The sequence below is a fragment of the Tropicibacter oceani genome (genome assembly GCF_029958925.1).
GTDB lineage: Bacteria > Pseudomonadota > Alphaproteobacteria > Rhodobacterales > Rhodobacteraceae > Pacificoceanicola > Pacificoceanicola oceani.
On record NZ_CP124616.1, the window covers coordinates 1,827,056 to 1,847,644 of the forward strand.

15 protein-coding genes are annotated in these 20,589 nt (G+C 65.3%); 10 read left to right on the forward strand and 5 right to left on the reverse strand.

All coding sequences use genetic code 11. The features are described 5' to 3' along the window. The first annotated feature begins 71 nt into the window (after positions 1–71). The 10 genes from QF118_RS08845 (at position 72) to cobA (ending at position 13,626) form a co-directional block, all read left to right on the forward strand. Positions 72–683 carry an ANTAR domain-containing response regulator gene (locus QF118_RS08845; RefSeq protein ID WP_394357078.1) on the forward strand — a complete coding sequence of 204 codons (612 nt, stop codon included), beginning with the start codon at positions 72–74 and terminating at the stop codon, positions 681–683. After that, positions 680–1,855: a CmpA/NrtA family ABC transporter substrate-binding protein gene (locus QF118_RS08850; RefSeq protein ID WP_282302260.1), complete on the forward strand. Its 1,176-nt coding sequence runs from the start codon at positions 680–682 to the stop codon at positions 1,853–1,855. Before QF118_RS08845 ends, QF118_RS08850 begins: the two co-directional genes overlap by 4 nt. A gap of 271 nt (positions 1,856–2,126) precedes the next feature. Further along, positions 2,127–3,491 carry a CmpA/NrtA family ABC transporter substrate-binding protein gene (locus QF118_RS08855; RefSeq protein WP_282302261.1) on the forward strand — a complete coding sequence of 455 codons (1,365 nt, stop codon included), beginning with the start codon at positions 2,127–2,129 and terminating at the stop codon, positions 3,489–3,491. 118 nt (positions 3,492–3,609) lie between these two features. Then, on the forward strand, positions 3,610–4,692 hold the full coding sequence (locus QF118_RS08860) for an ABC transporter permease (protein ID WP_282302262.1): 1,083 nt from the start codon (positions 3,610–3,612) through the stop codon (positions 4,690–4,692). 5 nt (positions 4,693–4,697) lie between these two features. Next, the gene (locus tag QF118_RS08865) at positions 4,698–6,386 is read left to right on the forward strand and encodes an ABC transporter ATP-binding protein (RefSeq protein WP_282302263.1); all 1,689 of its coding nucleotides are present in this window, start codon (positions 4,698–4,700) and stop codon (positions 6,384–6,386) included. A gap of 5 nt (positions 6,387–6,391) precedes the next feature. Next, on the forward strand, positions 6,392–8,818 hold the full coding sequence (gene nirB / locus QF118_RS08870) for a nitrite reductase large subunit NirB (RefSeq protein ID WP_282302264.1): 2,427 nt from the start codon (positions 6,392–6,394) through the stop codon (positions 8,816–8,818). Then, a complete protein-coding gene (gene nirD, locus QF118_RS08875) occupies positions 8,815–9,147 on the forward strand; it encodes a nitrite reductase small subunit NirD (RefSeq protein ID WP_282302265.1) in 333 nt (110 codons plus the stop codon). Before nirB ends, nirD begins: the two co-directional genes overlap by 4 nt. Beyond that, the gene (locus tag QF118_RS08880) at positions 9,147–11,762 is read left to right on the forward strand and encodes a nitrate reductase (protein WP_282302266.1); all 2,616 of its coding nucleotides are present in this window, start codon (positions 9,147–9,149) and stop codon (positions 11,760–11,762) included. Before nirD ends, QF118_RS08880 begins: the two co-directional genes overlap by 1 nt. Further along, on the forward strand, positions 11,759–12,715 hold the full coding sequence (locus QF118_RS08885; RefSeq protein WP_282302267.1) for a glycosyl transferase family protein: 957 nt from the start codon (positions 11,759–11,761) through the stop codon (positions 12,713–12,715). Before QF118_RS08880 ends, QF118_RS08885 begins: the two co-directional genes overlap by 4 nt. A gap of 26 nt (positions 12,716–12,741) precedes the next feature. Then, positions 12,742–13,626, forward strand: a complete 885-nt coding sequence (cobA, locus tag QF118_RS08890) for a uroporphyrinogen-III C-methyltransferase (RefSeq protein WP_282302268.1) — start codon at positions 12,742–12,744, stop codon at positions 13,624–13,626. A gap of 77 nt (positions 13,627–13,703) precedes the next feature. Here cobA and QF118_RS08895 read toward each other — a convergent pair whose 3' ends face one another. The 5 genes from QF118_RS08895 to QF118_RS08915 form a co-directional block, all read right to left on the reverse strand. After that, positions 13,704–15,065 (reverse strand): uracil-xanthine permease family protein, encoded by a 1,362-nt coding sequence (locus tag QF118_RS08895; protein ID WP_282302269.1) that lies wholly within the window; start codon positions 15,063–15,065, stop codon positions 13,704–13,706. A gap of 641 nt (positions 15,066–15,706) precedes the next feature. Continuing rightward, on the reverse strand, positions 15,707–16,753 hold the full coding sequence (locus QF118_RS08900) for an ABC transporter ATP-binding protein (RefSeq protein WP_282302270.1): 1,047 nt from the start codon (positions 16,751–16,753) through the stop codon (positions 15,707–15,709). Continuing rightward, the gene (locus QF118_RS08905) at positions 16,753–18,015 is read right to left on the reverse strand and encodes an MGH1-like glycoside hydrolase domain-containing protein (RefSeq protein ID WP_282302271.1); all 1,263 of its coding nucleotides are present in this window, start codon (positions 18,013–18,015) and stop codon (positions 16,753–16,755) included. Before QF118_RS08905 ends, QF118_RS08900 begins: the two co-directional genes overlap by 1 nt. Before the next feature lie 5 nt (positions 18,016–18,020). Beyond that, positions 18,021–19,232: a carbohydrate ABC transporter permease gene (locus tag QF118_RS08910; RefSeq protein WP_282302272.1), complete on the reverse strand. Its 1,212-nt coding sequence runs from the start codon at positions 19,230–19,232 to the stop codon at positions 18,021–18,023. Between the two features lie 97 nt (positions 19,233–19,329). Then, positions 19,330–20,559, reverse strand: a complete 1,230-nt coding sequence (locus tag QF118_RS08915; protein ID WP_282302273.1) for a carbohydrate ABC transporter permease — start codon at positions 20,557–20,559, stop codon at positions 19,330–19,332. Positions 20,560–20,589 lie beyond the last annotated feature (30 nt).

Genomic DNA, 20,589 nt, shown 5'->3' on the forward strand with positions numbered 1-20,589 from the left:
GCAAGACCTGCCCAAAAAATGGGCAGGGCGTTCGAATTCAGGGCCGCGCCGCGCAATTCCTCTTTACCTTGATGCTGCGTGTGCAGCATTTCTCGGGCGTGCCAGACATCATTTCCATAATCGTCGTCGAAGCCGACAAGGACCGCGCCACGCAAATCGTGGACAGCCTGCGTGCGGCCGGCGAATGCGAGATCCGCATCATCGCAGAACCGACGGCGCTGGCGCGGCAGATCCAGGACATGCAGCCCGATGTGGTGCTGATCGACATCGAAAACCCGTCGCGCGACACGCTCGAAGAGCTGGCCCTGGCCTCGGGCCCGATGGAGCGCCCGGTGGCCATGTTCGTCGACCGCTCCGAGGCGGGGCTGTCGACCGCCGCGATCGAGGCAGGCGTGTCGGCCTATGTGGTCGACGGGCTGCGCCCCGACCGGTTGAAACCCATTCTGGATGCGGCGATTGCCCGGTTCCGCATGTTCCAGCGGATGCGCAAGGAACTGTCCGAAACAAAGCGCGCGCTTGAGGAACGCAAGGTCATCGACCGCGCCAAGGGCATGATCATGAAGGCGCGCGGCGTGGGCGAGGACGAAGCCTATGCCATCCTGCGCAAGGCGGCGATGGATCAGGGCAAGCGGCTGGCCGACGTGGCGCAGGCGCTGGTGACGGCGGCGGGGCTGCTGTTGTGAAGGGCGCGACGCTTTCGGTGGGCTTCATGCCCCTTGTGGACGCCGCGCCGCTGATCGTGGCGCAGGACATGGGCTTTGCCGCCGAAGAAGGCATCGCGCTGGAACTGCGCCGCGCGCCCAGCTGGTCATCGCTGCGCGACATGCTGAGTTTCGGACAGGTGGACGCAGCGCATATGCTGTCGCCGGTGCCCATCGCGGCGGCGCTGGGTCTGGGTGGGGCAGGGGCGCCGCTGTCGGCGGTGTCGGTCCTGTCGGTCAATGGCAATGTGATCGGCGTCAGCCGGGCGCTGGAACAGCGCCTGCGTGACGCCGGGCACGGGTTCGATTTCGCCGATGCCGGTGCCGCCGGACGCGCGCTGATCGCGGTAGCCGGGGACCGGTTGCGCATCGGGGTGCCGTTTCCATTTTCCATGCATGCGGAACTGGTGGTCTATTGGCTGTCGGCGCTGGGCTATGCGGTGCCGACCCGTGTGGACATCCGCACCATGCCGCCCCCCCTGATGGCCGAGGCCATCGCCGCAGGCGAGATCGACGCCTTTTGCGTCGGCGAACCCTGGGGATCGAAGGCGGTGGAAAACGGTGTTGGCGCGCTGTTGTTGCCGGTTTCGGCGATCTGGGCCTTTTCGCCGGAAAAGGTGCTGGCGGTGCGCAGCGACTGGGCCGAAACCGAAGCCTCTCTGACCGGGCGGCTGATCCGCGCGGTCTGGCGGGCGGGGCGCTGGCTGGCCGATCCGGACAGCCGTGTGCTGGCGGCGGAACTGCTGTCGCGGCCCGAGCATCTGGATTTGGCCCCCGACATCCTGGACCGTGCCCTGTCGGGGCGGCTGGTGATTTCCAGCCGCGGCGAAGAACGCGCGGTGCCGGGCTTTGTCGAATTCCACAAGGGCGCGGCGGGCTTTCCCTGGCGCAGCCAGGCGGAATGGATCGGCCGGCACATGGCAACGCGCCTTGGCCGCGATCCCGAGGCGGCGGCGCGGGCGGCGCGGTCCGTGTTCCGCAGCGATCTGTACCGCGCGGCGCTGGCCGGAACCGCCGCCGATCTGCCCGGCGCTTCGTCCAAGGTCGAAGGCGCGCTGATGGCCGATTCCCCGGTGTCCTCGCCGCGCGGATCGTTGATTCTGGGCCGGGACCAGTTCTTTGATGGGCGCGTTTTTGAGCCGCTCGCCGAGTGATGCACAAACTTTGTGCAGTCGCGGCGGAATCCATGCCGCGCCGCAGCAAATTTGGCGAAAATCCGGCGAAACCCTTTGATCGCTGCGCTGCGGCAGGGGCATAAAGGGATCACCGAAAGGCAACGACGCCCTTCGACGGAATTCTCCCTACGACAGGGAAATCATGAGCAAAGCCGCTCGACCCTCCGCCATCCTCCCGGCGGTGCGTGTCGGCGGCTTTTTTGTTTTTGCGCCCGGACCCCGGGCAAACGATGCACGAAAGGGACTTCCCATGAAGCGACTTCTTCTGAGCCTTGCCGCGACCACGGCGCTTGTCAGCCCGGCCATGGCCGAGCTGGAGCTGGAAAAGGACGAACTGACCTTTGGCTTTATCAAGCTGACCGACATGGCGCCGCTGGCCGTCGCCTATGAGCAGGGCTATTTCCTGGACGAAGGCCTGTTCGTGACACTCGAGGCGCAGGCCAACTGGAAGGTGCTGCTGGACGGGGTGATCGGCGGGCAGCTGGACGGCGCGCATATGCTGGCAGGCCAGCCGCTGGCCGCGACCATCGGTTTCGGCACCGAGGCGCATATCATCACGCCCTTTTCGATGGACCTGAACGGCAACGGCATCACCGTGTCGAACGAAGTCTGGGAAAAGATGCTGCCGCATATCCCCAAGATGGACGACGGCCGCCCGCAGCACCCGATTTCCGCCACGGCGCTGGCCCCGGTGGTCGAAGAGTTCAAATCCGAAGGCAAGCCCTTTAACATGGGCATGGTTTTCCCGGTTTCGACCCACAACTATGAACTGCGCTACTGGCTGGCGGCGGGCGGTTTGCACCCCGGCTATTACAGCCCCGAAAACGTCAGCGGCCAGATTGGCGCCGATGTGTTCCTGAGCGTGACGCCCCCGCCGCAGATGCCCGCGACCCTGGAGGCCGGCACGATCAACGGCTATTGCGTGGGTGAGCCCTGGAACCAGCAGGCGGTGTTCAAGGGGATCGGCGTGCCGGTCATCACCGATTACCAGCTGTGGAAGAACAACCCCGAAAAGGTGTTCGGCATCACCGCCGAATTCGCCGAGGAATACCCCAACACCACGCTGGCCGTGACCAAGGCACTGATCCGCGCCGCCATCTGGCTGGATGAAAACGACAACGCCAACCGCGCCGAGGCGGTGGAAATCCTGTCGCGCCCCGAATACGTGGGCGCCGACGCCGAGGTGATCGCCAACTCGATGACCGGGTTCTTTGAATTCGAAAAGGGCGACAAGCGGGACATCCCCGATTTCAACGTCTTCTTCCGCCACAACGCGACCTATCCCTTCTACTCGGACGCCATCTGGTACCTGACGCAGATGCGCCGCTGGGGCCAGATCGCCGAGCCGAAGTCGGATGACTGGTACGACGAGGTCGCCAAATCGGTCTACAAGCCCGGCATCTACCTTGAGGCCGCGCGCCTGCTGGTCGACGAAGGTCTGGCCAACGAGGCCGATTTCCCCTGGGACAGCGATGGCTACAAGGCGCCGACCCCGGCGGCCGATATCATCGACGGCATCCCCTATGACGGCAAGGCGCCCAACGCCTATCTGGACAGCCTGCCGATCGGCCTGAAGGGCGCGCAGATCGTCGAAGGCACCGAGGTGAAGGGCTGAGGCTGCGGACGGCGGGACGGCGCTCTTTCTGCGAAAGACGCCCCGCCCGCCGTCCCATCCCCCCCGCCAGGACCACAAGCGCGGGTTTTGCCGCGCCGCACAAATCCAAGGACAGATCATGACAACCGTCGATCCGAACTTTACCGCCGAGGCCGACCGCGAAGCGCGCCGCGCCCGCCTGTTCACCCGCATCAACGCTGCTGACAAATGGTTCCAGGTGCTGGGACTGGCCTGGCTGACCCCGATCCTGAAGGCCGCCGCCGGGGACAACCCGCGCGCCCAGATGAAGGACGTCTGGCGCCTGCTGGTGGTGCCGCTTTTGGCGATCTTCGGCTTTTTGCTGCTTTGGGGCACGCTTGCGCCCAAGGTGCAGACCAGCCTTGGTGCCGTGCCCGGCCCGGCGCAAGTCTGGGAAGAGGCGGTGAACCTGCACGAGGACGCGCAGGCCAAGGCCGCCAAGCAGGCCAAGTTCGAAACCATGGTCGACAAGCGCAACCAAAAGCTGATCGACGCGGGCCGCGCCGATGAGGTCAAGACAGTCGCCTACACCGGCGCGCCGACCTATTACCAGCAGATCTGGACCAGCATCAAAACGGTGTTCTTCGGCTTTCTGATCGCCACGGCCGTCGCCGTGCCCTTGGGCATCGCCGCCGGTCTGTCGCCCACCGCCAATGCCGCGATCAACCCGCTTGTGCAGATATTCAAGCCGGTCAGCCCGCTGGCCTGGCTGCCCATCGTCACGATGATCGTCAGCGCCGTCTACGCGACCAATGACGGGATGTTTTCGAAATCCTTCCTGATCTCGGCCATCACGGTGACGCTGTGTTCGCTCTGGCCGACACTGATCAACACCGCGCTGGGTGTGGCCAGCATCGACAAGGATCTGGTCAACGTATCGAAGGTGTTGAAAATGAACACCTATACCAAGATCACCAAGCTGGTCCTGCCCTCGGCCCTGCCGCTAATCTTTACCGGCTTGCGGCTGTCCCTGGGCGTTGGCTGGATGGTGCTGATCGCCGCCGAGATGCTGGCGCAGAACCCGGGCCTGGGCAAATTCGTCTGGGATGAATTCCAGAACGGGTCGTCCAGCAGCCTCGCCAAGATCATGGTTGCGGTCTTTACCATCGGCATCATCGGTTTCCTGCTGGACCGGGTGATGTACGCGCTGCAATCGCTTTTCACCTTCTCGAACAACCGGTGAGCGTCATGAGCATTCTTAGGTTCGACAACGTCTGCAAGGGGTTCGGCGAAGGTGTGCACCGCACCGAAGTCCTGAAAAATATCAACCTTGACGTGCAAGAGGGCGAGTTCCTTGTGCTGCTGGGCTTTTCCGGCACCGGCAAGACGACGCTGATCAACCTGATGGCGGGGCTTGATGCTCCGTCGCAGGGCAGCGTGACCTTCAAGGGCAATCCGATCACCGGGCCGGGGCCGGAACGCGGCGTGATCTTTCAAAGCTATTCGCTGATGCCCTGGCTGACGGTCGAGGGCAACGTACGGCTGGCGCTGGACTCGGTCTTTCCGTCCATGCCCAAGGCGGAAAAGGTGGCAACCGTTGCCAAATACGTGAACATGGTCGGCCTGTCCCACGCCGCGCATCGCCGCCCGGCGGAACTGTCGGGCGGGATGCGCCAGCGGGTCAACGTGGCCCGCGCGCTGGCGATGTCGCCCGAGGTGCTGTTGTTGGATGAACCGCTGTCGGCGCTGGATGCGCTAACCCGCGCCAATCTGGCCGACGAGATCGAACAGATCTGGGAGCAGGACAAAAAGACCTGCGTGCTGATCACCAACGACGTGGACGAGGCGATCATCCTGGCCGACCGGATCGTCGCGCTGAACCCCGACGGCACGCTGGGCGACGAATTCAAGGTCACAATCCCGCGCCCGCGCGAACGCAGCGCGATGAACAACGACGATACCTTCAAGGCGCTGCGCGCCAAGGTGACCAAATACCTGATGGATGTCGGCATCGAAGGCCGCGTCGAAGGCACGCGGCTGTTGCCCAATGTCACGCCGATCCATTCGGTGCCGGCCGTGGTGGCCGAGGCATCCGGGTCAACCCGGACCGACAAGTTCCTTGAATTCAGCCAGTTGCACAAGATTTACCCGACGCCCAAGGGCCCGCTGACCGTGGTCGAGGACTTCGATCTCAAGGTCGACAAGGGCGAATTTATCAGCCTGATCGGCCATTCCGGCTGTGGCAAATCCACGGTTTTGACCATGGCCGCCGGGCTGAATGATGTCTCAAAGGGGGTCATCAACCTGGATGGCCGTGGCGTGCTGGGTGCCGATCCTGAACGCGCCGTGGTGTTCCAGTCGCCCAACCTGTTCCCCTGGCTGACCGCCAAGGAAAACGTGGCGATCGGTGTCGACAAGGTCTATCCGCGCGCCAGTCAGGCCGAGCGCCAGGACGTGGTGGAATACTATCTGGAACGGGTCGGTCTGGCCGATGCGATGGACCGCGGCGCCGCCGACATGTCGAACGGCATGAAGCAGCGCGTCGGCATTGCCCGCGCCTTTGCCCTGTCGCCGAAACTGCTGCTGCTGGACGAACCCTTTGGCATGCTTGACAGCCTGACCCGGTGGGAGCTGCAAGAGGTCCTGATGGAGGTCTGGTCGCGCACCAAGGTCACCGCCATCTGCGTCACCCATGACGTCGACGAGGCGATCCTGCTGGCCGACCGCGTGGTGATGATGACCAACGGCCCGCAGGCCACAATCGGCAAGATCACAAAGGTCGACCTGCCACGCCCGCGCACCCGCAAGGCGCTGCTGGAACACCCCGATTACTATGCCTACCGGCAAGAAGTGCTCGATTTCCTTGAGGAATATGAACACGGGGCCAAGCCAAAGCCGAAAGCAGACCAATCCCCCAAACCCATAGCGGCGGAGTGAAAGCGATGAAGAAATTGATTGTCATCGGTGCTGGCATGGCCTCGGGCCGGATGCTGGAGCACCTGTTGGAGCAAGGCGGCGACTGGGACGTGACCCTGTTCAACGCCGAGCCGCGCGGCTGCTACAACCGCATCATGCTGTCCCCCGTCCTGTCGGGTGAAAAGACCTATGATGAAATCGTGACCCACGACGCCGACTGGTACGAGGCGCAGGGCATCACCTGCCGCTTTGGCGAAAAGGTGGCGCAGATCGACCGTACAGCACAGACGGTGACGGCGGAAAACGGCGATGTTCTGGGCTATGACAAGCTGGTGATCGCCACCGGGTCCGCCCCCTTCATCATCCCCATGCCGGGGCACGATCTGGAAGGGGTGATCGCCTACCGCGATCTGGAAGACACTCAGCGCATGATGTCGCTGGGCAAGGGCAACAAGGCGGTGGTCATCGGCGGCGGCCTGCTGGGCCTTGAGGCGGCGGCCGGGATGCAGGCGCGCGGCGTCGATGTGACCGTCGTGCACCTGATGGGCCACCTGATGGAACGTCAGCTGGACGAGGCGGCCGGTTACCTGCTGCGCAAGGAACTGGTGGGGCGCGGGATCAACGTGCTTGTCTCGACCAACTCCAAGGAAATCGTCGGGCAGGATGGCCACGTCAAAGCCCTGCGGCTTGAGAACGGCACCGAACTGCCCTGCGATCTGCTGGTCATGGCGGTCGGCATCCGCCCCAGCATTGCACTGGGCAAGGACGCCGGTCTGGCGGTGGGGCGTGGCATCCATGTAGATGACCAGATGCTGACCTCGGACGCCAACATTCTGGCCGTGGGCGAATGCATCGAACATGACGGCGCTGTGTTCGGGCTGGTCGCGCCTTTGTACGATCAGGCCAAGGTGGCGGCGAAAACCCTGATGGGCGAAGACGCCCAATTCGTGCAGCGCGACGTGTCGACCAAGCTGAAGGTCACCGGCTGCGATCTGTTCAGCGCCGGCGATTTCGCGGAAGGCGAGGACCGCGAGGATATCGTATTCCGCGACCCGGCGCGCGGCGTCTACAAGCGCTTGGTCTTGCAGGACAACAAGCTGATCGGCGCGGTCATGTACGGCGATACCGCCGATGGCAACTGGTTCTTCGGGCTGATCAAGGATGGCACCGACGTCAGCGACATGCGCGACACGCTGATCTTTGGACCGGCCTACCAGGGGGGGGCCGCAGCGGACCCTCTCTCAGCCGTTGCAGCCTTGCCGGATGATGCGGAAATCTGTGGCTGTAACGGCGTTTGCAAAGGAACCATCGTTCAGGCGATCAATGGCGGGGCGCAGGATCTGCCCAGCCTCAAGGCCTGCACCAAGGCCAGCGCATCCTGCGGGACCTGCACGGGGCTGGTGGAACAACTGCTCGAGGTGACCTTGGGCGATGCCTATGCCGCGCCTGCTGCGCAATCGGTCTGCGGCTGCACCGACCTCACGCACGAGGACGTGCGCCGCCTGATCAAATCGCAGGAGCTGAAATCCCAACCCGCCGTCTGGCAGGAACTGGGCTGGAACACCCCCAACGGCTGCCATGTCTGCCGTCCGGCGGTCAACTTTTACCTGCTGGCCGATTGGCCGCTGGAGTATCAGGACGACCCGCAATCGCGTTTCGTTAACGAACGCAAGCACGCCAATATCCAGAAGGACGGCACCTTCAGCGTGGTGCCGCGCATGTGGGGCGGGATCACCAACCCGGCAGAACTGCGCGCCATCGCGGACGCGGCGGACAAATACAACGTGCCCACCGTCAAGGTGACCGGTGGCCAGCGCATCGACTTGCTGGGCGTCAAGGGCGAAGACCTGCCCTATATCTGGGCCGATCTGAACCGCGCCGGGCTGGTGTCGGGCCATGCCTATTCCAAGGGGCTGCGCACGGTGAAAACCTGCGTCGGCACCGATCACTGCCGCTTTGGCACGCAGGACAGCACTGGCCTTGGCATCAAGCTGGAGCAGGCGCTGTGGGGGTCTTGGACGCCCCACAAGGTCAAGCTGGCCGTGTCCGGCTGCCCGCGCAACTGCGCCGAGGCAACCTGCAAGGACGTCGGCGTGATCTGCGTCGACAGCGGCTATCAGGTCAGCGTCGGCGGCGCCGCGGGCATGGACCTGAAGGAAACCGAACGGCTGGTCGACGTGGCAACCGAACAAGAGGCGATCGACGTCACCGTGGCCTTTGTCCAACTGTACCGCGAGAACGCCAAGTATCTGGACCGCCCCTATAAATGGCTGGCCAAGGTGGGGCTGGACTGGGTCAAGGAGCGCATCGCCGATGTTGACGAACGCGCCCGCCTGATCGCCGCCTTCGAGCTGTCGCAAACCATCTATCGCAAGGACCCCTGGGCCGAAGGTGCCGCGAAACCGCGCGCCTTTGCAGCCCTGGCCGATCTGACACTGGAGGCAGCGGAATGAGCTGGATCGATATCGCCGCAATCACCGACATCCCCCTGCGCGGCGCGCGGGTTGTGAAAACCCCGCTGGGCTGCGTGGGCCTGTTCCGCACCGCCGAGGCCGAGGTCTTTGCCGCCTCGAACACCTGCCCGCACAAGGGCGGCCCGCTGTCCGAAGGCATCGTGCACGGCCAAAGCGTCACCTGCCCGCTGCACAACTGGGTGTTCGATCTGAACACCGGGCAGGCGCAGGGCGCCGACACCGGTCAAATCCAGACCTACCCGGTGCGCCTTGAAGGTGGGCGTATCCTGCTGGACGGCGCGGCCTTTGCCAAAAGGAGTGCCGCGTGATGTCCGAGGTTCGCTCAACCTGTCCCTATTGCGGTGTCGGCTGCGGCGTTCTGCTGAAGGCGGACGGGCAGGGCGGGTTGGCCGTCCGGGGCGACCCGGATCACCCGGCCAACTTCGGGCGGCTCTGCTCAAAGGGTTCGGCACTGGGCGAAACCGTCGGGCTGGAAGGGCGGCTTTTGACCCCGCGCGTGCAGGGGCAGGAGGCCAGCTGGGACGACGCGCTGCAACTGGTTGCGGACCGCTTTCAGCAGACCATCGCCGAGCACGGCCCCGACAGCGTGGCCTTCTACGTCTCGGGCCAGCTCCTGACCGAAGATTACTATGTCGCCAACAAGCTGATGAAAGGTTTTATCGGTTCGGCGAATATCGACACGAATTCAAGGCTTTGCATGGCCTCCAGCGTGGCGGGGCACAAACGTGCCTTTGGCACTGACACTGTCCCCGGCACCTACGAGGACCTGGACGAGGCCGACCTGATCGTGCTGGTTGGCTCGAACCTTGCCTGGTGCCATCCGGTGTTGTACCAGCGCGTTCTGGCGGCCCGCAAGGCGCGCGGCACCCGGATCGTCGTGATCGACCCGCGCCGCACCGCCAGTTGCGATGCCGCCGACCTGCACCTGCCGCTTGCCCCGGGCAGCGACGTCGCCCTGTTCAACGCCCTCTTGTCGCAAATCCAGCAACGCGGCGCCGCCGACGCCGATTTCCTGACCCATGTCGAAGGCGCCGATCAGGCCTTTGCCGCCGCCCACGAATCCCGCCTTGATCCTACCGGGCTGGACGAAACCCTTGTTCAGCAGTTCATCGACCTGTGGATCGGCACGCAAAAGGTTGTCACCGTCTACAGCCAGGGCGTGAACCAATCCTCCTCCGGCTCCGACAAGGTAAACGCGATCCTCAACTGCCACCTTGCGACGGGCCGCATCGGCAAACCGGGCTGCGGGCCGCTGTCCGTCACCGGCCAGCCCAACGCCATGGGCGGCCGCGAGGTGGGCGGCTTGGCCAACATGCTGGCCTGCCATCTGGATATCGAAAACGCCCAGCACCGCAGCGTGGTGCGCGAATTCTGGTCCTCGCCGACGATGCCCGAAGCCCCGGGACTGAAGGCGGTGGACATGTTCCGCGCCGTCGGAAGCGGCAAGATCAAGGCACTGTGGGTCATCCACACCAACCCCGCCGTGTCGATGCCCGACGCCGATGCGGTCAGCGCGGCCATCGCGGGTTGCGATTTCACCGTCGTCAGCGACATCACCGCCCAGACCGACACTGCGCGGCTGGCCGATGTGCTGCTGCCCGCCAGCGCATGGGGCGAAAAGGACGGCACCGTCACCAATTCGGACCGCACCATCAGCCGCCAGCGCGCCGCGCTGCCCGCCCCCGGACAGGCCCGCCCCGACTGGGCCATCCTGGCCGAGGTCGGCCGCCGCATGGGGTGGACCGCCGGTTTTGACTATGAAACCCCGGCCGAGATCTTTCGCGAATACGCGGCGCTTTCAGGCATCGCGGGCCGCTTTGGCCGCGACTTCGACATCTCGGGGCTTGGCGATCTGGACGACGCCGGGTTCGACGCGCTGCAACCGACCCGCTGGCCGGTCAGCGCGGCCCGTCAGGGCGGGCGCTTTTTCGCGGATGGGCAGTTCTTTCACGATGGTGGCAAGGCCCGGATGCTGGCGCTGCACCACAAGGTGCCCGAGGCGAAGACCGGCCCGCGCTATCCTTTCCGCCTGAACACCGGGCGCATTCGCGACCAGTGGCACACCATGACCCGCACGGCCCTGTCGCCGCGCCTTTCGGCGCATCTGGCTGAACCCTTCGTGGAAATCCACCCGCAGGACGCCGCCGATCAGGGCATTGCCCCCGCAGACCTGGTGCAGCTGCGCAGCCCGCAAGGCAGCGCCATCCTGCGCGCCCGGATCACCGACGCGGTGCAGCCGGGGCAGGTCTTTGCCCCGATGCACTGGACCGGCGAAACCGCCCCTTGCGCGCGCATCGACGCCGTTGTTGCCGCCGTGACCGACCCGGTGTCGGGCCAGCCCGAAAGCAAGGCCTCTGTCGTGGCGGTCGACCGCTTTGCCGCCAAATGGTACGGCTTTGCCGTGTGTCAGGGCGACATTGACCCGCGCGCCGAATACTGGGCCCGCGCGCGCACCCGGCAGGGTTGGCGCGTGGAAATGGCGGGTCTAAGCGAGATCACGGATTGGGAGGCCGAGGCCTGCAGGCTGTTCGCCCTGTCCGATGCCCAGGTGCAATCGCTGATCGACGTCAAACGCGGCCTCGCACGGATCGCCTTTCATGCCGATGGGCGGCTGTTGGCCGCGCTGTTCGTTGCGCCCCAGCCGGTGGCCGTGATGCGCGATTACCTTGCGAACTTGCCGGGTCAGGACAGCAGCGACGCGCTGACCGGTCGCCCACCCGCCGACCGCCCCGATCCCGGACCAACCCTGTGTTCGTGTTTTGACGTTGGGGTGAACACCATTCTGACCGCCGTCGAAACCCAAGGGTTGATGAGTGTCGAGCAGGTCGGCGCAGCCTTGCAGGCGGGCACCAACTGCGGGTCGTGTCGACCGGAAATCGCCGCGCTTCTGGCGCAGGTGCACCAGCGCGAGGCGGCGGAATGACCCTGTCCGAACATGTGCGCACGCTGGGCCGCGGCCCGGGCCGCGCCCGGTCGCTGACACAGGACGAGGCGCGCGAGGCGATGCGCCTGATGCTGCGCCCCGACGCCGCCCCCGAGGCCGTGGGCGCCCTGCTGATGCTGCTGCGGATGAAGGGCGAGGTGGCCGAGGAGATCGCAGGCTTTACCCAGGGCGTGCAGGCCAGCCTGCTGCCCCTGCCGCAGGTCGATCTGGATTGGCCCAGCTATGCCGCCGGGCGCACGCGCGGGCTGCCGTGGTTCCTGCTGTCGGCGCGCCTTTTGGCCAGCGCCGGGCATCGGGTGCTGCTGCACGGCTGGAATGGCGACGATGGCGCGGTGCGCGGCGGTCTGGCGGCGGCGGGCATTGCCGTCGCGGATACCCCGGATCAGGCCGCGCGGCTGCTGGACCAACACGGCATCGCCTATCTGCCGCTTGAAATCCTGTCGCCCGCGCTGTTCCACCTGCTGTCCCTGCGTCAGCAACTGGGCCTGCGGTCCTGCATCAACACGGTCTGCCGAATGCTCAACCCGGCGCGGGCCAAGGCCAGCGTGCAGGGGGTCTTTCACCCCTCGTACCGGTTGTTGCAGGCCGATGCGGCGGCGCTGATGGGCTGGCGCGCGCTGAGCGTGATCAAGGGCGGCGGCGGCGAATTCGAACGCCACCCCGCCAAGGAGATCGCCGGGTTCGGCCTGCGCGGCGGCCAGCCGTGGGAGGGCACCTTGCCCAGCCTGATCGACGACACCCGCCGCCTTGACGATGGCGCGCGCGACCCGGCGGCGCTGGCCGCGCTTTGGTCGGGCGAACTGGATGATCCTTTTGCCAGGCAGGTCGTTCTGGGAACGGCCGCGCTGGCTCTTGATACCCTGGGCGATGCCCAGTCCGACACCACCGCGCGCAGCCTCTGGGCCGCGCGCCGCACCGCGCAGGCCGCCTGAGGGCGCGCGCAATGAAAGGGAATGCCATGTCCGATCTGTCCGCACTGCCTGCGCCGTCCGGCCTGTTGTCCAATGTCCTGCGCTTTGTCTGGGGCGCGGCGCGCAGCACCCGGCAACCTGCGGCTCCGGCCCGCGACCGGGCCGATCAACGGCAGGGCCATATCGCCCTGGTCGGCGCTGGCCCCGGCGCGCGCGACCTGCTGACCCTGCGCGCGGTCAAACGCCTGCAAGAGGCCGACATGGTGTTCCATGACCGCCTGGTCGACCCCGAGGTGCTGGGCTTTGCCCGCCCGGGGGCCGAACTGGTCTTTGTCGGCAAGGAGGTCGGCGCCCATGCCTGGCCGCAAGAGCGCATCAACCAGGTGATCGTGGCCGAGGCCGCCCGGGGCCGCCGCGTCGTGCGCTTGAAATCCGGCGATCCGGGGGTCTTTGGCCGCGCCGGCGAGGAAATCGCCGCCGCCAACGCCCGCGCCATCCCGGTCGAGATCATCCCCGGTGTCACTGCCGTCTGCGCCGCCGCCGCCAGCATGGGGCAAAGCCTGACCGAACGCGGCGTTGCCGACACTCTGGTGCTGGCCACGGGCATGGGGCAAAAGGGCGATCCCTTGCCCGACTGCACCCGGCTTTCGGGGCCGGGAACCACCACGGGGTTCTACATGTCCGTCCGTCAGGCACAGCGCATTTCCGATGCCTTGATGGCGCGCGGTCTGCCCGGTGACGCGCCGGTCTGCGTCGCGGTCGAAGTGTCGAAACCCGGCGAACGGTCGCTGCGTGGCACGGTTTCGGGCTTGGCGCAGCTGATCCGTGACAACGACGTGCGCGGCTGTGCGATCCTGCTGGTGACCTGGCCGCGCGAGGCGGGCGCCACAGTGACCCGCGCCGCGCCGGTCGCGGCCGACCTGCCGGCCTGATCCACGCCCTTTGCCACAACGAAAAACGGCGCCCCATGACGGGGCGCCGTTTCGGTGTCACATGCGCGGTTGCGCTGTCATTCGTCGTCCGACTGCTCGGGCAGGGCCAGGTTCAGCACGATGGACAGCAGTGCCGCAGGCAACAGGCCCGAGGTCAGCAGGATCTGCATGGTTTGCGGCAGGTGCTGCAGCGCGCCCGGTTCCAGTTGCAGACCCAGGCCAACCGACAGGGAAATCGCAAAGATCACCATGTTGCGGCGGTTCCAGTTGACGTCCGACAGCATGTTGACACCCGCGGCGGCGACCATGCCGAACATCACGACAACGCCGCCGCCAAGGACGTTGATCGGAACCGTGCGGATCACCGCGCCCACCACCGGCATCAGCCCGCAGATGATCAGGAAGATCGCGCCGATGGTCACGACGTGGCGGCTCATGATGCCGGTCATCGAGATCAGGCCGACGTTCTGGCTGAACGAGGTGTTCGGCAGCCCGCCAAAGATCCCGGCGATCGCGGTGCCCAGACCGTCGGCATAGGTCGCGCCCTGGATTTCCTTGTCGGTGGCCTCGCGGCCTGCGCCGCCCTTGGTGATGCCGCTGGTGTCGCCCACGGTTTCGATGGCCGAGATCACGGCCATGAAGCACATGCCGATGATGATCGCCCCGTTGAATTCAAAGCCCCATTTGAACGGCATGGGCACCTCGAAGATGGCCGCCTTGGACACGTTGCCAAGGTTCACCTGGCCCATCATGTAGGCCACGACATAGCCGACGATGATGCCGACCAGCACGGCGGCGACGCTCAGCATCCCCTTGGTAAAGAACTTCAGCGCCAGGGTGACGACGATCACCACCAGCGCCGGGAACCACATGGCCATCGACCCATATTCAGGCTTGCCGATCAGCGGCACGCCGCCTGCGGAATACTGGATGCCGACCCGCACCAGCGCCAGACCGATCATCAGGACGATCAGACCGGTGACCAGCGGCGGCAGGGCAAAGCGGATCTTGCCAATGACAGTGCCCAGCATGAAGTGAAAGATGCCGCCGATGACAACGCCGGTCATCAGCCCCGCCATGCCTGCGGTGCCTTGCCCGACCACGGCCGGGATCATCACCGGGATGAAGGCAAAGGATGTGCCCTGCACGATCGGCAGACGCGCGCCCACCGGGCCCATGCCGATGGTCTGGAACAGCGTCGCGATGCCCGCGAACAGCATCGACATCTGGATCATGTAGGTCATGTCCGGGAAACCCAGCGCGCCCTGATCCGAGCCAAAGCCAAAGCCCGCGGCCCCCGCGATGATGATCGCGGGCGTCACGTTGGACACGAACATCGCCAGAACGTGCTGGATGCCCAGCGGCACCGCCTTGGCCAGTGGGGGTGTATAGTTTGGATCGCGCAGTTGCTCTGCGGTCCCGATCGAAGTGTCAGCCATCATGTCCCTCCGTGTTGACTGGTGTCGGGCCCGCCTCTTGATCGGGCTGGGTCCCTTTGTGGGGTGGCGCAGCGATGAGGACATCGCCAGGCCGGGGGTGGTGCAGAGCGGCGCACAGGCCGATCCGACGCATGGTGTTGAATGTCCGCTGCGCTGCAGCGACGGCAAGGGGCGCGCGCCGGGATGGGGCGTGCGGTTTGTCGCAGGCTGGCCCAGGGGCGCGAGGTTGCCGTTGTTTCAAGCGGTTTGCACGATTTTCGGTCGCCGCTGGCAAGTGTCGGTATCAGGCTGCCAACAGGGGGATGACCCATCCGGCCCGGCGCGCTTTGGAAAGGCGCAGCAGCAGGGCGATCGGACGGGGCGCAGGTCATGCCGACGTGTCCATGCGGAACAGCGGGCAAGGCCGGGCCGCCGTACCGCCCGCCGGCGCAGCAGCGCCCCGCCCATGCATGTCCCTTGGATACCGGTTCACCGCGGCCCTCCATTCCCCGCTTTCTTATAGGGCATGGAAATCATCAGGACTTTATAGATATTTTTGAAACAGCTTTGCGCAGTTGCCGACAAATGTGGCAGATGGCGCCTGTCTGCCGAAAGAAAGGGCAGGCGGCGCGGGGGCCAGGGCCGCCCGCGCCGGTTCCGTGTCAGACCCGCAGGCCGTCGCCGTCAAAGAACGACAGGCGGTCAGGATCGAATTTCAACCCGACGGTGTCGCCTTCGCGGTGGGTCACATCGCCAAAGCTGCGCTGGGTGATCTTGCCCAGCGGCCCGCAATCGATCACCAGAAAGCTGTCGGCGCCAAGGTATTCGATCACGTCAATCACCCCGTCGCACTGGCCTTGGCCCTGGGCGACGACCTCGATGTGTTCGGGCCGGATGCCGATGTGCTGCGCCGCGCGATCACCCGCAAAGGCGCCGCCACGCCCGCCTTGCAGGGCATAGCTGCCTTGCCCGGTCTCACAGGGCAGGATGTTCATCTTGGGGCTGCCGATGAACTGCGCCACGAACAGGTTGGCGGGGCGTTCATACAATTCGCGCGGTGTGCCGACCTGCGCGATCTTGCCGAACTCCAGCACCACGATGCGGTCCGCCAGGGTCATCGCCTCGACCTGGTCATGGGTGACGTAGATCATCGTCGATTTCAGCGACTGGTGCAGCTTGGCGATTTCATAGCGCATTTCCACCCGCAGGGCGGCGTCCAGGTTCGACAGCGGTTCGTCAAACAGGAACGCCGTGGGGTCGCGCACGATGCAGCGCCCGATGGCCACGCGCTGGCGCTGCCCGCCCGACAGGTCCTTTGGGCGGCGGTCCAGATAGGGGCCCAGCTTCAGAACTTCGGCGGCGTGATCGACCTTGCGGGCGATTTCATCCTTGGGCGCGCCCGAGGTTTTCAGGCTGAAGCCGACGTTCTCGCGCACCGTCATGTGCGGGTACAGCGCATAGCTCTGGAACACCATGGCCAGCCCGCGCTTGCTGGGCGGCTCGGCGGTGACATCGCGCCCGTCGATGTCCAGCGACCCGCGGCTGATATCCTCAAGCCCCCCGATCATCCGCAACAGCGTGCTTTTCCCACAGCCCGAAGGCCCGACGAAAACCACGAATTCCCCGTCGTTGATCTGCAGGTCGACACCCTTGATCACCTGCACATTGCCGTACCACTTTTCGACGGCCTTCAGCGTGATTGCCCCCATCAGCTTGCCTCCGCACTGGGCGACGCCCAGGCCAGCCAGACCGCCGCCGTCCAGGTGAATGTGCCACCCCCGGCCGGATCGCCGTTCAGCGGGTTGAAATATTCGGCAAAGCCATGCCGCGCGATCAGTTCGCGGGTCAGCAGGCGCAGCTTTTCGGCCTCGGGCTTGTGTCCCATTTCGGCCAGGCCGCGCCCGATCAGCGCGTTGATGATCGCCCAGGTCGGCCCGCGCCAATAACGTTTCGGGTTGAAGATTTCGGTGCCGACCTTGTGGCTCGGGATGGGGTAGGGGCTGGCGTCAAAGGCCTGGCGCAGCTCGTCCAGCATCACATCGCTTTCAAGCCCGGCGTACCAGCACAGGAAAGACGCGCAGGACACGTTGCCGGTATGGTGCCCGGTGGTCAGGTTGATCGCGTCGAAAACGCCGTCCTCCCCCTTCAGGCGCGCGGCGCCGGCCTCCAGCCGTGCGGTCCAGCTGTCGATTTCGCCGCGGTCCTCGCCCAGCAGATCGGCCAGGGCGGCCAGGTCGCGGTTGGCGCGCAGCAGGATAAAGGTCATCGTCGGGTCGGCCACCATGAAGGGGCGGTCCTTGGCCAGGGCCGCATCGTCCCAGTCCAGCCTGCGCCCGCGCTGCACCAACCAGATGTAGCGGTCATAGTCTTCCTTGGTCGGGCGCATGGCGGGATCGACATGGCTGGTGTCTCGGCGGGTGTATTCGCCGACGCCGACAGGGTCGATCGCGGCCATGGCCTCGTCCCAGTCGGGGGCATTGTCGCGGCCCGCCTCCCAGGGGTGGGTGATGAAGATCGCGCCGCCATCGCTGCGCCAGTCCATGAACCAGCGGTGCCAGTCGACCATCCTGGTGAACAGCGCGCGCAGGCGGGGCTCGCCGGCGGCGGGGTCCTTTTCGTAAACCGCACGGGCAAAGCTGGCCGCCACGGGCGGCTGGCTGATGCCTGAACTGGGCGTCGTGCCCTTGTCCTGCGCGCCCCAGACGTCGGGGCCCGGGAAATACCCCGGATCAGGCTTGTGAAAAAGGATATGCGGCACCATCCCGCTGGGCCACTGCCCGGCGAACAGCGTCTCAAGCTCGGCCCAGGCCCGGTCGATGTCGAATTGCGCAAACCCCCAGGCGGCAAAGGCGCTGTCCCAGTTCCACTGGTAGGGATACAGGCCGGCGGTCGGCACGGTATAGCCGCCCCGGTCGTTGCCCCGCAGGATCGCGCGGGCCTGTTCGTCGATGCTGATGTGATCTTGGCTCATGTGGGTCATCCTTTAACCGATCCGGCCGTCAGGCCCTTGGTCATGAAACGTTCCAATCCCAGGAACAGCACCATGATCGGCACGGTCGCCACGACCGAGCCCGCCATCAGGTGCTGCCTGGGAATTTCCGAGGAATTGAGGCTGGCAATTCCGCGCGTGAGGGTGAATTTGCTGGGATCGTCCAGCAGCATGAAGGCCAGCAGGAATTCGTTCCAGGCAATCATGAAGACATAAAGCGACACCGAGGCCATGGCCGGCAGCGACAGCGGCAGGGTGATCTTCCAGATCACCTGCAACCGGCTCAGCCCGTCCATCAACCCCGCTTCCTCGATCTCGGCGGGCAGGCCGCGGAAATACCCCTGCAGCATGTACAGCGCCACCGGGATCGTCGTCACCGGATAGATCATCAGGATGCCGACAACCGTGTTGCGCAGCCCGGTCATGGAAAAGGCGATGTAGATCGGCAGCGCCAGAACGATGATCGGCACCATGTAGATCAACAGGATCGAGCGCGAGAAAACCGCCTGTCCCTTGAACCGCAACCGCGCCACCGCATAGGCGCCGGGAATGCTGAACAGCAGGGTGATAAAGACGGTCAGCACCGAAATGACCAGCGAATTCAGCATGTAGGTGCCAAAGTTGAAATCGCGGAACAATTCGGTATAGCTGCGCAGCACCCCCCAGCCCAGCGACCAGTCCAACGAGAAATCCAACGGGTTCTGGATCAGCTGCGACTGGTTCTTCAGGCTGGTCATCACCATCACGTAAAACGGGATGGCGACGATGGCCGTGAAAAACACATAGCCAAAGCCGGTCAGGAACCGGATCACCGCCTCTTCGAACACATGCCGGGTCACGGCAGAGCGGCTCAGGTTCTCAAGGAAATGCAGCAGCGGCCAGCACACCGCCAGCCCCAGCGCCACCCCGGTCACCAGCCGCAGCCCGATCCCGGTGTCCGTGCTCAGCACCGGCCCGATGCCCATCACCATGCCCAGGGCAAAGCCGATGCAACCGGCGGCGACGACAATCCGCTTGCGCCGCACCCCAAGACAGGCCACCCCCAGCGGGGCCCCCACGATCAGCGCATAGAACGCCGACGGCCGAAAGGCCGCCCCGGTGGCAAAACTCATCGCCACCGAAACCGTCACCGCCGCCACAAAGACCCAAAGCACCCCAATCACCGGCCCGGTCACATAGCCATGCCTGAACAAAGTCATGCGCCCCACTCCTTGTTTCTTTGTGCATCAAATATCCCGGGTGGTCCGGGGGGCAGCGCCCCCCGGCCGGTCGGCTGCCGCAGGCAGGCGAAAGTCCTCATAGCCCTTCCTCCCGGCTGACGTATTTGAAGAAGACGACGGAAAAACTCAGAAGGCACAGAAAGATCACCACGGCCACCGCCGCGCCGGCGCCGATGTTCGACACCGCAAAGGCCTGCTCATAGACATTCACCGTCAAGGTGCGCGTCCCGGCATTGCCGCCCGTCAAAAGGAAAATGTCGTCGAACTTGTTGAAGGTCCAGATGAAGCGCAGCAGGAACAGCACGCTCAGAATACCCAGAAGCTGAGGCAGGCTCAGATACCAGAACTGCTGGAACGGGCTGGCGCCGTCCATGTCCGCCGCCTCGTACATGTCGCTGTCGATGCTTTGCATCCGGGCAAGGATGAACAGGAAGGACAGCGGGAAATAGCGCCAGATCTCGAACACCGTGACCATGATCAGCGCCAGTGGCTTCTGCCCGAAAAAGTTGATGGCCTCTTCGGTCACACCCATCTGGATCAGCAGGGCATTGGCGCTGCCGGAAAAGGGATCGAACAGGATCAGCCAGGAAAAGGCCACCGCGATCACCGGCGCGACATAGGGAAACAGGTACAGCCCCCGCAGGATGCCCTGCCCGCGAAAGCTCTTGTCCAGCAGCAGCGCCGCGAACAGCCCGACCAGCAGCGCGCCGATGGTGCCAAAGACGGTATAGAACAACGTCACCCACAGCACCGACCAGAACTCGGCTCCGTCAAAGACCCGGGCGAAATTCTCCAGCGTAAAGGTGCCATTGGTCAGGATGCTGTCGGACCGGCCGCTGATCTCTGGGGCGCTGTCCTCGGCGCTGCGTTCGGCCGCGTCCTCATCGGCGGTCGACGCGGGCAGCAGCAGCCGTTCGTTGTACCCCGGCTCAAGGGTGCCGATGTCGCAGGCCAGCGCGCGCCCGGTCAGGGTGCACTGCGGCGGCAGTTCGCCCAGCACCAGGCCGTCGGGTATCGTGTCGCGCAGGGACACATCCGTCACCTCGGTGTCCTGGCTTGAATTGCGGATGCGGTACTCGATGCGCAGATCGTCGCCCGATCCGCGCAGGTTTTCGCGCACCACCGCGGCGGCGGGGCGCAGGTCGGACAGGCCGATCGGTTTGAAGGAAATCCAGAAGATCGCCAGCAGGGGCAGAACCACGACCAGCGCGACGCTGATCAACGTGGGGGCCAACAGGCCCCAGGCAAGGCGCGCCTCGCGCCGGGCCAGGGGCGTCGTGCCTGTCGGAGGTGTCATGTCGGTCATGGCAGGTGCCTTTGATGAAACGGGCCCTCC